This window comes from Allobosea sp. TWI1241 (assembly GCF_039673065.1).
Classification (GTDB): Bacteria; Pseudomonadota; Alphaproteobacteria; order Rhizobiales; family Beijerinckiaceae; genus Allobosea.
The window spans coordinates 85,098-98,418 of record NZ_JBDJKW010000010.1 but is presented as its reverse complement, the minus strand read 5'-3'; the positions used below and the strand labels follow the sequence as shown (position 1 = coordinate 98,418).

The 13,321-nt window shown below is 69.0% G+C and carries 14 protein-coding genes and 1 riboswitch; of the genes, 7 read left to right on the top strand and 7 right to left on the bottom strand.

Going from position 1 to position 13,321, the window contains the following annotated elements; genetic code table 11:
* The 4 genes from ABE438_RS14185 to coxB all read right to left on the bottom strand — a co-directional run bounded on the left by ABE438_RS14185 (position 1) and on the right by coxB (position 3,862).
* A complete protein-coding gene (locus ABE438_RS14185) occupies positions 1–195 on the bottom strand; it encodes a hypothetical protein (RefSeq protein ID WP_346503285.1) in 195 nt (64 codons plus the stop codon).
* Positions 192–1,148, bottom strand: coding sequence for a heme o synthase (locus tag ABE438_RS14180; protein WP_346503284.1), 957 nt, complete (start codon positions 1,146–1,148; stop codon positions 192–194). Before ABE438_RS14180 ends, ABE438_RS14185 begins: the two co-directional genes overlap by 4 nt.
* 144 nt (positions 1,149–1,292) lie before the next feature.
* Positions 1,293–2,921 (bottom strand): cytochrome c oxidase subunit I, encoded by a 1,629-nt coding sequence (gene ctaD / locus ABE438_RS14175; RefSeq protein WP_346503283.1) that lies wholly within the window; start codon positions 2,919–2,921, stop codon positions 1,293–1,295.
* A 56-nt stretch (positions 2,922–2,977) separates the two neighbouring features.
* Positions 2,978–3,862, bottom strand: a complete 885-nt coding sequence (coxB, locus tag ABE438_RS14170) for a cytochrome c oxidase subunit II (RefSeq protein WP_465248620.1) — start codon at positions 3,860–3,862, stop codon at positions 2,978–2,980.
* 380 nt (positions 3,863–4,242) lie between these two features.
* On the opposite strand from coxB, the gene ABE438_RS14165 reads away from it, so the two are divergent.
* The 7 genes from ABE438_RS14165 (at position 4,243) to ABE438_RS14135 (ending at position 11,746) form a co-directional block, all read left to right on the top strand.
* Positions 4,243–4,752 (top strand): invasion associated locus B family protein, encoded by a 510-nt coding sequence (locus ABE438_RS14165; protein WP_465248619.1) that lies wholly within the window; start codon positions 4,243–4,245, stop codon positions 4,750–4,752.
* Entirely contained in the window at positions 4,749–5,399 is a 651-nt protein-coding gene (locus tag ABE438_RS14160) for a hypothetical protein (RefSeq protein WP_346503282.1), read from the top strand. The genes ABE438_RS14165 and ABE438_RS14160 overlap by 4 nt, the downstream gene beginning before the upstream one ends.
* 62 nt (positions 5,400–5,461) lie before the next feature.
* Positions 5,462–5,561, top strand: a riboswitch (glycine riboswitch).
* Positions 5,562–5,721: 160 nt separating this feature from the next.
* On the top strand, positions 5,722–6,876 hold the full coding sequence (gene gcvT, locus ABE438_RS14155; RefSeq protein WP_346503281.1) for a glycine cleavage system aminomethyltransferase GcvT: 1,155 nt from the start codon (positions 5,722–5,724) through the stop codon (positions 6,874–6,876).
* Between the two features lie 29 nt (positions 6,877–6,905).
* On the top strand, positions 6,906–7,280 hold the full coding sequence (gene gcvH, locus ABE438_RS14150) for a glycine cleavage system protein GcvH (protein WP_346503280.1): 375 nt from the start codon (positions 6,906–6,908) through the stop codon (positions 7,278–7,280).
* 160 nt (positions 7,281–7,440) lie between these two features.
* Positions 7,441–8,781: an aminomethyl-transferring glycine dehydrogenase subunit GcvPA gene (gene gcvPA, locus ABE438_RS14145; protein WP_346503279.1), complete on the top strand. Its 1,341-nt coding sequence runs from the start codon at positions 7,441–7,443 to the stop codon at positions 8,779–8,781.
* Positions 8,781–10,352 carry an aminomethyl-transferring glycine dehydrogenase subunit GcvPB gene (gene gcvPB, locus ABE438_RS14140; RefSeq protein ID WP_346503278.1) on the top strand — a complete coding sequence of 524 codons (1,572 nt, stop codon included), beginning with the start codon at positions 8,781–8,783 and terminating at the stop codon, positions 10,350–10,352. The genes gcvPA and gcvPB overlap by 1 nt, the downstream gene beginning before the upstream one ends.
* Positions 10,353–10,483: 131 nt before the next feature.
* Positions 10,484–11,746: a L,D-transpeptidase family protein gene (locus ABE438_RS14135; RefSeq protein WP_346503277.1), complete on the top strand. Its 1,263-nt coding sequence runs from the start codon at positions 10,484–10,486 to the stop codon at positions 11,744–11,746.
* 118 nt (positions 11,747–11,864) lie between these two features.
* Here the strand turns inward: ABE438_RS14135 and ABE438_RS14130 are convergent, their stop codons facing one another.
* From ABE438_RS14130 to ABE438_RS14120, 3 genes are all read right to left on the bottom strand, one after another.
* The gene (locus ABE438_RS14130) at positions 11,865–12,341 is read right to left on the bottom strand and encodes a F0F1 ATP synthase subunit B family protein (RefSeq protein WP_346503276.1); all 477 of its coding nucleotides are present in this window, start codon (positions 12,339–12,341) and stop codon (positions 11,865–11,867) included.
* Positions 12,342–12,351: 10 nt separating this feature from the next.
* The gene (locus ABE438_RS14125; protein WP_346503275.1) at positions 12,352–12,963 is read right to left on the bottom strand and encodes a F0F1 ATP synthase subunit B family protein; all 612 of its coding nucleotides are present in this window, start codon (positions 12,961–12,963) and stop codon (positions 12,352–12,354) included.
* An 83-nt stretch (positions 12,964–13,046) separates the two neighbouring features.
* Complete coding sequence (locus ABE438_RS14120; protein ID WP_346503274.1) at positions 13,047–13,274, bottom strand: F0F1 ATP synthase subunit C; 228 nt, start codon at positions 13,272–13,274, stop codon at positions 13,047–13,049.
* Positions 13,275–13,321: the final 47 nt, after the last annotated feature.

Here is a 13,321-nt window from a genome sequence, read left to right as displayed (position 1 = left end):
TCAGAGCGGCCGGTTGAGGATCGCCGGGCCGGTTTTGGCCAGGGTCACCACGAAGAAGAAGATCACCAGCCCGGCGAGGACCAGCGCCAGCGCGACCGAGCGACGGTTGCGGCGCGCCATGTCCTCGGGCGAGAAGGCGGCGGGGGGCGCGGGCGGCTTCGGCGCCACGGCCTTGCTGTCGGGCTCGCCGCTCATCCGATCACCACGGGCAGGGCCCACATCAAGCCCAGGCCGTGCTCGGCGAGCAGCACGGCGAAGAGCAGGAAGAGATAGAGGATCGAGAAGCCGAACAGGGCATAGGCCGCCTTGGTCGCCGGCTCACCCTCGGTGACGCGCAGGACACGCAGCGTCAGGGCGACCATCAGCAGCCCGCTGATCGCCGACACCGCGAGATAGATCATCCCGCCGAAGCCCATCAGCGCCGGCAGCACGCCGACCGGCGCGAGCAGCAGCGAATAGAGGATCATCTGGCGGCGCGTCGCAGCCGGGCCGGCGACGTTCGGCATCATCGGAATGCCGGCGCGGGCGTAGTCGGCCGACTTCACCAGCGCGAGCGCCCAGAAATGCGGTGGGGTCCACAGGAAGATGATGGCGAACAGCACCAGCGAGCGGATGCCGAAATCGCCCGTCACCACCGCCTCGCCGATCATCGGCGGGAAGGCGCCGGCGGCGCCGCCGATCACGATGTTCTGCGGCGTCGAGCGCTTCAGCCACATCGAGTAGACGACGGCGTAGAAGAAGATGGTGAAGGCGAGCATCGCCGCCGCCAGCAGGTTGGCGACGAGGCCGAGTACCAGCACCGAGCCGATCGACAGCGTCAGCCCGAAGGCCAGCGCCTCGGAGGGCGTGATGCGGCCGGCGGGGATCGGGCGGTCGACGGTCCGGCTCATCACCGCGTCGATATCGGCGTCCCACCACATGTTGAGGCAGCCCGAGGCGCCGGCGCCGACCGCGATCGCCAGCAGCGAGGCGAAGCCGATGATCGGATTGACCGAGCCCGGCGCAACCATGAGCCCGCCGAGCGCGGTGACGATCACGAGGAACATCACGCGCGGCTTGAGCAGCACGAAGAAGTCGCGCGCCTCACCGGTGGAGGGCAACGCGGCGCCGTCGTGGCGGGGGTCGATCTGGTCGAACGCGGCGGACATGGCGACTACGTCAGGTTCTTTCAGGGGCCTCGCTGAGGCGGTTGCATCGGGGTGGCTGGTGCCGCCCGTCTCCGGAAGACCCCGGCGCGGAGGTCTTCGGGGGAGGGGCGGCGGCGGGCCGGATCGGGCCCGCCGCCGTCGTCGTCAGTGATCCGAGCCGGTGATGCGCGGCAGGGTCTCGAACTGGTGGAAGGGCGGCGGCGAGGACAGGGTCCACTCCAGCGTGGTCGCGCCTTCGCCCCACGGGTTGTCGCCGGCGAGCTCCTTGCGGGTGAACGCGACCACGACGCCGTAGAGCCAGATCAGCAGGCCGAAGGCGAAGATGTAGGAGCCGATCGACGACCAGAAATGCCAGCCCGCGAACGCGTCGGGATAGTCGACATAGTGGCGCGGCATGCCGGCCAGGCCGAGGAAGTGCTGCGGGAAGAACAGCAGGTTCGCGCCGATGAAGGCGACCCAGAAGTGCAGGCGGCCGATCCAGTCGGGCATGATGTAGCCGCTCATCTTCGGGAACCAGTAGTAGAAGCCCGCGAAGATGCCGAACACGGCGCCGAGCGACAGCACGTAGTGGAAGTGCGCCACCACGTAGTAGGTCGCGTGCAGCGAGCGATCCAGGCCGGCATTGGCCAGGACGACGCCGGTGACGCCGCCGACGGTGAACAGGAAGATGAAGCCGATCGCCCAGACCATCGGCGCGGTGAAGCGCAGGCTGCCGCCCCACATCGTCGCGATCCAGGAGAACACCTTCACGCCCGTCGGCACCGCGATGACCATCGTCGCGAAGACGAAGTAGCGCTGCGTGTTGAGCGACAGGCCAACCGTGTACATGTGGTGGGCCCAGACGATGAAGCCGACCACGCCGATCGCCACCATGGCGTAGGCCATGCCGAGATAGCCGAAGATCGGCTTGCGCGAGAAGGTCGAGATGATGTGGCTGATCATGCCGAAGGCCGGCAGGATCATGATGTACACCTCGGGGTGGCCGAAGAACCAGAACAGGTGCTGGTAGAGCACCGGGTCGCCGCCGCCGGCCGGATCGTAGAAGGTCGTGCCGAAGTTGCGGTCCGTCAGCAGCATGGTGATGGCGCCGGCCAGGACGGGCAGCGACAGCAGCAGCAGGAAGGCGGTGACCAGCACGCCCCAGGCGAACAGCGGCATCTTGTGCAGGGTCATGCCCGGCGCGCGCATGTTCAGGATGGTGGTGATGAAGTTGATCGCGCCCAGGATCGAGGCCGCGCCCGCGAGATGGAGCGAGAGGATCGCGAAGTCGACCGACGGGCCCGGATGGCCCGAGGAGGAGAAGGGCGGATAGACCGTCCAGCCGGTGCCGGCACCCTTGGCACCGGGCGCGCCGTCGACGAACAGCGAGATGACCATCAGGGTCATCGCGGCGACGGTCAGCCAGAACGAGATGTTGTTCATCCGCGGGAACGCCATGTCGGGCGCGCCGATCATCAGCGGGACGAACCAGTTGCCGAAGCCGCCGATGACCGCGGGCATGACCATGAAGAAGATCATGATCAGGCCGTGGGCCGTGACGAAGACGTTGTAGCTCTGCCCGTTGGCGAAGATCTGCAGGCCAGGCTGCTGCAGCTCGATGCGCATCATGATCGACAGGAAGCCGCCGATCAGACCGGCGATCACCGAGAAGATCAGGTAGAGCGTGCCGATGTCCTTGTGGTTCGTCGACAGCAGCCAGCGCCGCCAACCGGTCGGATGGGCGTGGGCGTGGCCGTCGTCATGTCCATGGGCGTGGGGTGCCGCGGATGCCATGGGGTGGTCTCCTCCTGCGAAATCGTTCGCGTGAGTTCGTGTCAATCGGGTGCCGGTCAGCGGGCGGCGGCGGCGAACTTGCCGCCCGCGTCGCTCGCATTGGCGAACTTCTTCTTGGCCTCGGCGAGCCAGGCGTCATAGCGCTCCTGGCTGACCACGCGGAACGCGATCGGCATGAAGGCGTGGTTCTGGCCGCAGATGAACGAGCACTGGCCGTAATAGATGCCCTCGCGGTCGGCGCGGAACCAGGTCTCGTTCAGGCGCCCGGGAATCGCGTCGATCTTCACGCCGAAGGCCGGGACCGTGAACTTGTGGATGACGTCGGCGGCGGTGACCTGCACTCGCACGATCTTGCCGACCGGGACCACCGCCTCGTTGTCGACGGCGAGCAGGCGAGGAGCTTCGGCCGCGGCGATCTTGTTGCTGCTGATCGCCTCGGCGCGCTGCTTCTCGTCCAGCATCAGCGAATCGAAGCCGAGCGCCTCGCCTTCCTTCTGCGGGTACTCGTAGCTCCAGTACCACTGCTTGCCGGTCACCTTCACGGTGATGTCGGACTTCGGCACCTCGAGCTGCAGCTTGAGCAGACGGAAGGACGGGATGGCGACCACGACGAGGATCAGCACCGGGACGATGGTCCAGGCCACCTCGAGCAGAGCGTGGTGGGTGGTCTTGGACGGCACCGGGTTGCGGCGCTCGCTGAAGCGCCAGGCGACGTAGACCAGCAGCGCCAGGACGAAGATCGAGATCGCGAAGATCAGGACGTTCACCCAGTCATGAAACCAGTGGATATAGGCCGAAACCTCGGTCGCGGCCGGCTGCAGGTTCATCTGGTAGGGCTGCGGCATGCCGTTCTGGGCCGATGCGATGGCCGGGAAGAACGCGGCGAACGCAGCGGCGGCGACCGCTCCGGCGTTCTGGAAGAAAGAGGTCACAAAGCGCATCGGTCCGACATAGCTCCTGTAATGCCGCGCCGGAGCCCCGGGTCCGACTGGGCTCCCCCGCGCATGCCGAAGCGACCATTGGCTGGTCCGCCCCGGTTGTTCGGGATTGCGATAAATCAAAGATCACGCTTGCGCCAGTGGTACAATGAGAGGCTGGCCTGCACGCTGTGCGGCATAAGTTCGCGAGCCTGCCGCGATCCCGCCGCGCCAGCGCCCCGCAAAAGCCCCCGGCGGGCCGCCTAAAAGCCGGCCGCCGGCCGGTCCGTCGCCTTGACAGGGACGGGGCCGCATGGTCCCAACACAATCCTCGCCACGTCTATATGGCCGGCCCTGGCCGCAGTCCCGGACATGGCAGGCCAGACGGAAGAGGAAGGATACGGATGCGCCATCTCATCGGCCCCGTCGCGGCGGTCATGGCCGCGTTCGGCTGGCTCGCGGCCACGCCGGCGCCCGCGCAGGCGCAGGGTGCGGTCCGCGCCACCCATGGCGACTGGCAGATGCGCTGCGAGACGCCGCCCGGTGCCAAGGCCGAGCAGTGCGCGCTGGTCCAGAACGTCGCCGCCGAAGACCGCCCGAACCTGACTCTGCTGGTGATCGCGCTCAAGACCGCGGACCAGAAGAGCCAGCTGCTGCGGGTCGTGGCGCCGCTCGGCGTGTTGCTGCCCTCCGGCCTCGGCCTGAAGATCGACGACAAGGATATCGGCCGCGCCGGCTTCGTGCGCTGCCTGACCACCGGCTGCGTGGCCGAGGTGGTGATGGACGAGACGCTGCTCGGCCAGCTCAAGGCCGGCAAGACCGCGACCTTCATCGTCTTCCAGACGCCTGAGGAAGGCGTCGGCATCCCGGTCTCGCTGAACGGATTCGGCCCTGGCGTGGAGAAGCTGCCGTGATCGCATCGTCCTCGGCCCGCCGGGCCCTGTTCGTCCTGCCCGCTCTGGCCGTGCTGCTCGCCGGCTGCGGGTCGTCGTCCTCCTCCTCGACGGGGGAGCCGAGCGGCCTGCAGAAGTTCGGCAACATCGTCGCCTTCCAGTCGACCACGCCGCCGCCGGCCAACCAGCTGCCGGAGGACGAGGACGTCTATTTCACCTGCCCGTCGGTGATCATCGCCGATGGCGGCGCCGCGATCCGCGCCCAGTCGGGGCCGGACAGCAGCAGCCTGCGCCACCAGGTCTCGATCACCAATGTCGCGCGCGAGTGCACCAACGTCGACAGGAACGGCGGCTTCACGCTCAAGGTCGGCGTCGAGGGCCGCGTGCTGATTGGCCCGGCCGGCGGCCGCGGCAACTATGGCGCGACGCTGGTCACCCACGGCCGCGGCAACTATGGCGCGACGCTGGTCACCCAGGTGCTGCGCAACCAGCAGGTCATCGCGCGCCGCTCGGCGCGGGTCGGCAGCACGGTGCCGGCCGGCCAGACGGGCGCCGACTTCGCCCATGTGGAGGAGCACATCGTCGTGCCGCCGGGCTCCGGCGACGTCGAGGTCGTGGTCGGCCTGAACATCGGCGGTGGCGAGCCGGCGCGTCGTCGCCGTCGCTGAGCCGAGGCTTGCCGGCGCTCGATTGACTCGCCGGCCGGCTCGTCTATTGCTGGACGGGCCGCATCATCCCCGCGGGAGAGACCGGGACCGGAGCCATCCGGTGCCGGCGCCGAAGGCGCAACCGCCCCGGAAACGCTCAGGCAAACGGACCGCGCGGGATTTGGCACTCTGGAAAGCGGCGGAGCCTCGCTCCGCCCACCGACGGGGGTAACCCGCCTCAGGCCTTCGGGCCGGCGGGGAAATCTCTCAGGTCCCAGGACAGAGGGGGCGCACTCCGGACGATTCCGTCCGGGGTTCGCGCTCGACTCTGGAAGGGGACATCATGGCAGCCGAGGCCGCAGACGCCGCTAGCGCCGAACGACCGCTCGACAGGACGCCGCTCCATGCCCGCCATGTCGCGCTGGGTGCGCGCATGGTCCCCTTCGCCGGCTATGACATGCCGGTGCAGTATCCCGCCGGCATCCTCGCCGAGCACAGCTGGACCCGCGAGAGCGCCGGCCTCTTCGACGTCTCCCATATGGGCCAGGCCTTCCTCGTCGGCCCCGATCACGAGACCACCGCGCGCGCCCTCGAAGCCCTCGTCCCGGCCGACATCGTCGCGCTGGCGCCCGGCAAGCAGCGCTACACCCAGCTCCTGAACGCCGAAGGCGGCATTCTGGACGACCTGATGGTGACGCGCTCGGCCGATCCCGAGGAGGACGGCGCGCTGCTGCTCGTCGTCAACGCGGGACGCAAGTACGCGGACTACGCCCATATCGCCGCGCATCTGCCGGCCGATGTCTCGTTGGTACAGGCGGCCCATCGCGGCCTGATCGCCCTGCAGGGGCCAAAGGCGGCCGAGGTGCTCGCCGCGCTGGCGCCCGAGGTGGCAGAGATGGGCTTCATGACCCTGCGCAGCGTCAAGCTCGGGGGCGGGCCGGCCAATGTCAGCCGCTCCGGCTACACCGGCGAGGACGGTTTCGAGATCTCGGCGCCGGCCGCGCGCATCGGCGCGATCTGGGACGCGCTGCTGCTCGATTCGCGCGTCCGGCCGGTTGGTCTCGGCGCGCGTGATTCGCTGAGGCTCGAGGCGGGGCTGTGCCTTTACGGCCACGATCTCGACGAGACCACCACGCCGGTCGAGGCCGGACTGACCTGGTCGATCCAGAAGCGCCGCCGCGCCGAGGGCGGCTTCCCCGGTGCAGAGCGCATCCAGGCCGAGCTCGCCGGCGCCCCGAAGCGCGTGCGCGTCGGCCTGCTGCCCGAGGGGCGGGCGCCGGCGCGCGAGGGCGCCGAGATCGCCACCCCGGACGGCACCGTCATCGGCGTGCTTACCTCCGGCGGCTTCGGGCCGAGCCTGAACGGCCCCTGCGCTATGGGCTATGTCCCGCCCGATTTCGCCGCCTCCGGCACGCGGCTCGACCTGATCGTGCGCGGCAGGCCGCTGCCGGCAACCGTCGCGGCCATGCCCTTCGTCCCCCATCGCTACAAGCGCTGAACCCCGTTTCGCCGTCCGGAGGATCCCCCATGTCTGAGACCCGCTACACCAAGGACCACGAATACATCCGCATCGACGGCGAGATCGGCACGGTCGGCATCACCGATTATGCCCAGAGCCAGCTCGGCGACGTCGTCTTCGTCGAGCTGCCGGCCGTGGGCAAGACCGTCGCCAAGGGCGGCGAGGCCGCAGTGGTCGAGAGCGTCAAGGCTGCGTCCGAGGTCTATGCGCCGGTCTCCGGCGAGGTGGTCGAGGTCAACGCGGCGCTCGAGGGCGCGCCCGGCACCGTCAACGAGGATGCCGCCGGGGCGGGCTGGTTCGTCAAGCTGAAGCTGGCCGACAGCGGTGAGCTCGAGGGCCTGATGAGCGAGGCCGAGTACCAGGACTACATCAAGACGCTTTGAAACCGTCTTTCCGGGGCGGCCTCAGGCCGAGCCCGGAACCCATGACCACGCCGCCTGGGAATGGGCGGCGCAGGTCGGGCTGGCTTTCGACGACCTGAGTTCATGGGCTCCGGGCTCCTCGCTGCGCTCGGCCCCGGAATGACCCGAGGATGTTCTGGCAATGCGCTATCTTCCCCTGACGGACCAAGACCGCGAGGACATGCTCGCCCGGATCGGCGTGCCGGATATCGACGCGCTGTTCTCCGACGTGCCGGCGGACAAGCTGCTCAAGGCGCCGCTCGATCTGCCCCGCGCCAGGGGCGAACTCGAGGTCGAGCGCATCCTCGGCCGCATGGCCGGGCGCAGCGTTGCCGCCGGCTCGGTGCCCTTCTTCGTCGGCGCCGGGGCCTATCGCCATCATGTGCCGGCGACGGTGGATCACCTGATCCAGCGCTCGGAATTCCTGACCAGCTACACGCCCTACCAGCCCGAGATCGCTCAGGGCACGCTGCAATATCTCTTCGAGTTCCAGACCCAGGTCGCAGCCCTCACCGGCATGGAGGTGGCCAACGCCTCGATGTATGACGGCTCGACCGGCACGGGCGAGGCGGTGCTGATGGCGCATCGCGTCACCCGGCGGCGCAAGGCGGTTCTGTCGGGCGGCCTCCATCCCCATTACGCCGAGGTGGTGCGCACCCTGTCGCGCATGGCGGGCGACGCGGTTGTCTCGCTGCCCCCCGACCTGCGCGCGCAGGAGGACATCCTCGCGGCGATCGACGACGAGACCTCCTGCGTCGTGGTCCAGTCGCCCGACGTCTTCGGCAATCTGCGCGACCTGCGGCCGATCGCCGAGAAGGCCCATGCCCATGGCGCGCTGCTGGTTGCGGTCTTCACCGAGGTGGTCTCGCTCGGTGCCGTCGAGCCGCCGGGCGCGCAGGACGCCGACATCGTCGTGGGCGAGGGCCAGTCGCTCGGCAATGCGCTCAATTTCGGCGGCCCCTATGTCGGCCTGTTCGCCGCCAAGGCGAAATATCTGCGCCAGATGCCGGGCCGCCTCTGCGGCGAGACCGTCGACGCCGACGGGCGCCGCGGCTTCGTGCTGACGCTCTCGACCCGCGAGCAGCATATCCGCCGCGACAAGGCGACCTCGAATATCTGCACCAATTCGGGCCTGTGCGTGCTGGCCTTCACCATCCACATGACGCTGCTCGGGCAGGAGGGGCTGACGCGACTGGCCGAGGTCAACCACGCCAATGCGGTGCTGCTGGCCGACCAACTCGCCGGCGTGAAGGGCGTCGAGGTGCTGAACGACACGTTCTTCAACGAGTTCACCGTGAAGCTGTCGAAGCCGGCGGCTCAGGTGGTCGAGGCGCTCGCGGCGAAGGGCATCCTCGCGGGCGTGCCGGCCTCGCGCCTGCTGCCGGGCGCCGGCCTCGACGACCTGCTGATCGTCGCCAATACCGAAGTGAACACGGATGAGGACCGGGCTGCCTTCGTCGCGGCCCTGAAGGAGGTATTGTGATGCTGAACCGTCAGGGACGTCCCACCGGCACGGGCGAGGGCGGTGCCGGCGATCGCGAGACCTTCACCGGAAACCGCGCGCTGGAGCAGCTCGAGCCGCTGATCTTCGAGATCGGCCGGGCGGAAACCAGCGGCGTCGACATTCCCGCCGCGCCGAAGGTCGCGAGCCGCCTCGGCGGCCATGCGCGCAAGGCGCCGATCGGCCTGCCCGGCCTGTCCGAGCCCGAGGCGATGCGCCATTACGTCCGGCTCAGCCAGAAGAACTACGGCATCGACACTGGGCTGTTCCCGCTCGGCTCCTGCACGATGAAGCACAATGCCCGCCTGAACGAGAAGATGGCGCGGCTGCCGGGCTTCAGCGACGTCCACCCGCTGCAGCCGCTCTCCACCGTTGCCGGCGCGCTCGAAGTGATGCTGGAACTGGCGCGCTATCTGATGACCCTGACCGGCATGCCGGCGGTGGCGCTGTCGCCCAAGGCGGGCGCTCATGGCGAGGCCTGCGGCATGATGGCGATCAAGGCGGCGATCGCGGCGAAGGGGGAGGGGGCGACGCGCAATGTCGTGCTCGTGCCCGAATCGGCCCACGGCACCAATCCCGCGACCGCGGCGCTGATCGGCTTCTCGGTGAAGGCCGTGCCGGCCCGGCCCGACGGGACGGTCGCGGTCGAGGACGTCAAGGCGCTGCTCGGCCCCGAGGTCGCGGCGATCATGCTGACCAATCCGAACACCTGCGGCATCTTCGAGCCGCAGATTGTCGAGATTGCCGCGGCGATGCACGAGGCCGGCGCCTATTTCTATTGCGACGGCGCCAATTTCAACGCGATCGTCGGTAGGGCGCGGCCGGGCGATCTCGGTGTCGATGCCATGCACATCAATCTGCACAAGACCTTCTCGACGCCGCATGGCGGCGGCGGGCCGGGCGCCGGCCCGGTGGTGCTCTCGCAGCGTCTGGCGCCCTATGCGCCGGTACCGTTCATCCATGTCGAGGCCGGCGAGCCCGTCCTCGTCGAGCATCGCGAGGCGGCGCCGGAGGGCACGGCGCCCTTCGGCCGGATGACCGCCTTCCACGGCCAGATGGGCATGTATGTCCGCGCGCTGGCCTACATGCTCAGCCACGGTGCCGACGGCATGAAGCAGGCGTCGGAGGATGCGGTGCTGAACGCCAACTATGTCCGCGCCGGCCTCGCCGACCTGATGTCGCTGCCCTTCCCGGACCATCCCTCGATGCACGAGGTGCTGTTCGATGACAGCTGGCTCAAGGGGACCGGGGTGAGCACGCTCGATTTCGCCAAGGCGATGATCGACGAGGGCTATCATCCGATGACGGTGTATTTCCCGCTGGTCGTGCACGGCGCCATGCTGATCGAGCCGACCGAGTCGGAATCGAAGGCCTCGCTCGACCTGTTCGTGGCGACGCTGCGCGATCTCGCCATGGCGGCGAAGGGCAACGACAAGGAGCGCTTCACCGCGGCCCCGCACCACGCGCCGATCCGTCGCCTCGACGAGACGCGCGCGGCGCGCCAGCCGGTGCTGCGCTGGACGAAGCCGGCGCCGGGCGCGCCGGCCTCCTGAACGCGGCCGGGCCCGCATGGCGCTGGTCCGGTTCCTTTTCGTTACGCGCCGCAGTGCCGCCTTAAGATTTCCTTGACCATATGCGGGAGATGCTCGCTTCGGCGTGTATTCTCGCGCGTTGGGACAGGTTCATGCAGTGCGTTCGTCTTCGCCGCTCCCTGGTCGCCGCCGTCAGCTTGCTGGCGATGGCGTCGGCGGCCCTCGCCCGCGAGCCCGGTTACGGGCCGAAGACCTATGACCGCACGCTGGAAGCCCTGATCGCGCATGAGGACATCGCGATGCGCGGCGGCTGGCCGAAGGTCCAGGGCGGCGTCACCGCGCTGAAGCCGGGAGCGGAAGGCGCGCTCGTCGCTGAGCTCAAGCACCGCCTGATGATGAGCGGGGATCTCTCGCCGGAGACGCTGCCGGGCGAGGTCTATGACGAGGCGGTCGTCGCGGCGGTGAAGCGCTTCCAGGCCCGCCACGGCCTGTCCGAACTCGGCACCGTCGGCCGGCTGACGCTCAAGGCGCTCAACGTGCCGGTCGAGATCCGCCTCAACCAGCTGACCGCGACGCTGGAGCGGCTCAAGGGCAACGGCTTCAACTTCGCCGAGCGCTATGTCGTGGTGAACATTCCCGGGGCCAGCGTCGAGGCGGTCGAGAACGGTTTGGTGCAGAAGCGGCATCTCGCGGTGGTCGGGCGGCCGGATCGGCCGTCCCCCGTGCTGCAGACATCCATCACCGCGGTGAACCTGAATCCGTACTGGACGGTGCCGACCTCGATCGTGAAGGCCGACATCATTCCCAAGATGCGCAAGGATCCGGGCTTCCTGGCCAAGTCCGGCATGCGCCTCCTCGGCGCCGAGAACCGCGAGATCGACCCGGCCAGCGTCAACTGGACCACGATCACCTCGCCGTATTTCACCGTGCGGCAGGATCCCGGCCCGCTGAACGCGCTCGGCCGCATGCGCATCGACATGCCGAACGCCGAGGCGGTGTTCATGCACGATACGCCGTCGAAATCCTTCTTCCGCTCGGATATCCGCTTCAACTCCTCGGGCTGCGCCCGCGTCGAGGGCGTGCGCGATCTCGCCGCCTGGCTGCTCGAGGGCACGGAATGGACGCTGCCCGCGCTGGAGGCCGGCATCGAGACCGGCGAGCGCAAGGACATCAGGCTGAAGAAGCCGGTGCCGGTCGCCTGGGTCTACATGACCGGCTGGCAGGATGCGCAGGGCCTCGCCCAGTTCCGCGACGACATCTACGGGCTCGACACGCCGCAGGGCATCGTCACCTCGACCATCCAGCCGCGCAAGCCGCGCGCGAAGCCGCCGGTCGATGGCGGCAGCGTCAGGGACACCGTGATCCCGATCCCGGTGCCGCGCCCCTCCAGCCTCACCACGGCCTCGGCGCAATAGGGCCGCAGGCAGCGCCAAAGACGCACAAGGCCAGCCCGAACGAAAAACGCCGCATCCGAGAGGATGCGGCGTTTCTCTTGGACGGTTCGTCACGCGCCGGGGCGCGGGACGAGGATGATCAGTTCAGCTTGGAACGGACGTCGTTCAGGCCGGAGGCGATCAGGTCGGCACCGGCCTTGCCGGCGACCTGGCCGCGCAGGATTGCCTCGGCGGCCAGCGTGGCGGCATCCGCGACGGCGGCCCGGACCTCGGAGGTCGCCTGGCTCTCGGCCTGGGCGATCTTGTCCTCGGCCGCCTTGGTGCGGCGCGCGACGAAATCGGCGAGCTTCTCCTCGGCGTCCTTGGCGAGGCGCTCGGCCTCGTCCTTGGCGGCGGCGACGATCGACTCGGCCTCGGCCTCGGCGGCCTTGCGCTTGGCCTCGAACTCGGCGAGCAGCGTCTCCGCCTCGTGACGGAGGCGGCGGGCCTCGGCCAGCTCCTTGGCGACCAGCTCACCGCGGGCGTCGAGCGCGCCGATGATCTTCTTGTGCGCGCCGGTGTAGACGACGATGCCCACGAAGATGAAGAAGGCGACGGCGACCCAGACAGTATCCATCTCGTCCTCCTCAGCGCGCCAGTACGCTGTCGACGGCCTTGGCGGCCTCGGCGGCGTTCGGCTCGATGCCGGTCAGCTTGGCGACGATCGCGGCGGCGGTCTCGGAACCGAGGCTGCGCACGTTCTCCATCGCCTTGGCCTTCGCGGCCGTGATCGACGCTTCGGCCTGGACGGCCTTGGCGGCGAGATCGGCCTCGACCGCCTTGCGGCGCTCGTCGGACTGCCGCGCGCTCTCGGCGCGGGCGCCCTGGGCGATGGCCTGGGCGCGGGAGCGGGCGCTGGCGAGCGCCTCCTCATAGGCCGCGGCGCTTTCCTGCGCCTTGGCCTGGGCCGCGTTGGCCTCGTTCAGGTCGCGCGAGAGCGTCGCCGAACGCTCGGCGAGGATCTCGCCGACGCGCGGCAGCGCGATCCTGGACATCAGCCAGTAGAGCGTGCCGAAAGTCAGCGCGAGCCAGAAGAGCTGCCCTGGATAAGTCTTGCTGTCGAAGGGCGGGAAAGCGCCCTTTGCCGCACCGGCCTCGCTCGCGGCATGCGCCGCTTCGGGCAGGACGAGGATCAGGCCGGCGCCGAGCGCCGCCCAAGCCGTCGTCCGGGCGAGGTTCGTGGCAATGCCGATCTGCATCGCGACGCCTTTCAGGCTGGTCGGGAAAGAAGGCGCTCCCGCACGGCCCTGTGGCCCTGCGGGAGCGAACGGAGAAGCCGTCTTCAGACCACGAACAGCAGGATCAGCGCGACGACGAAGGCGAAGATGCCCAGACCTTCCGCCAGCGCGGCGCCGATGAAGGCGCGGCCGAACTGGCCGTCGGCGGCCGACGGGTTGCGCAGGGCGCCCGAGAGGAACTGGCCGAAGATGTTGCCGACGCCGATGGCGGCGAGGCCCATGCCGAGACAGGCGATACCGGCAGCGAGGAACTTGGCCGCAGTGAAGTCCATGGTCTTTCTCCGAGTGTGAACGAGGCGTTGGGGGTGTTGAACTCTCG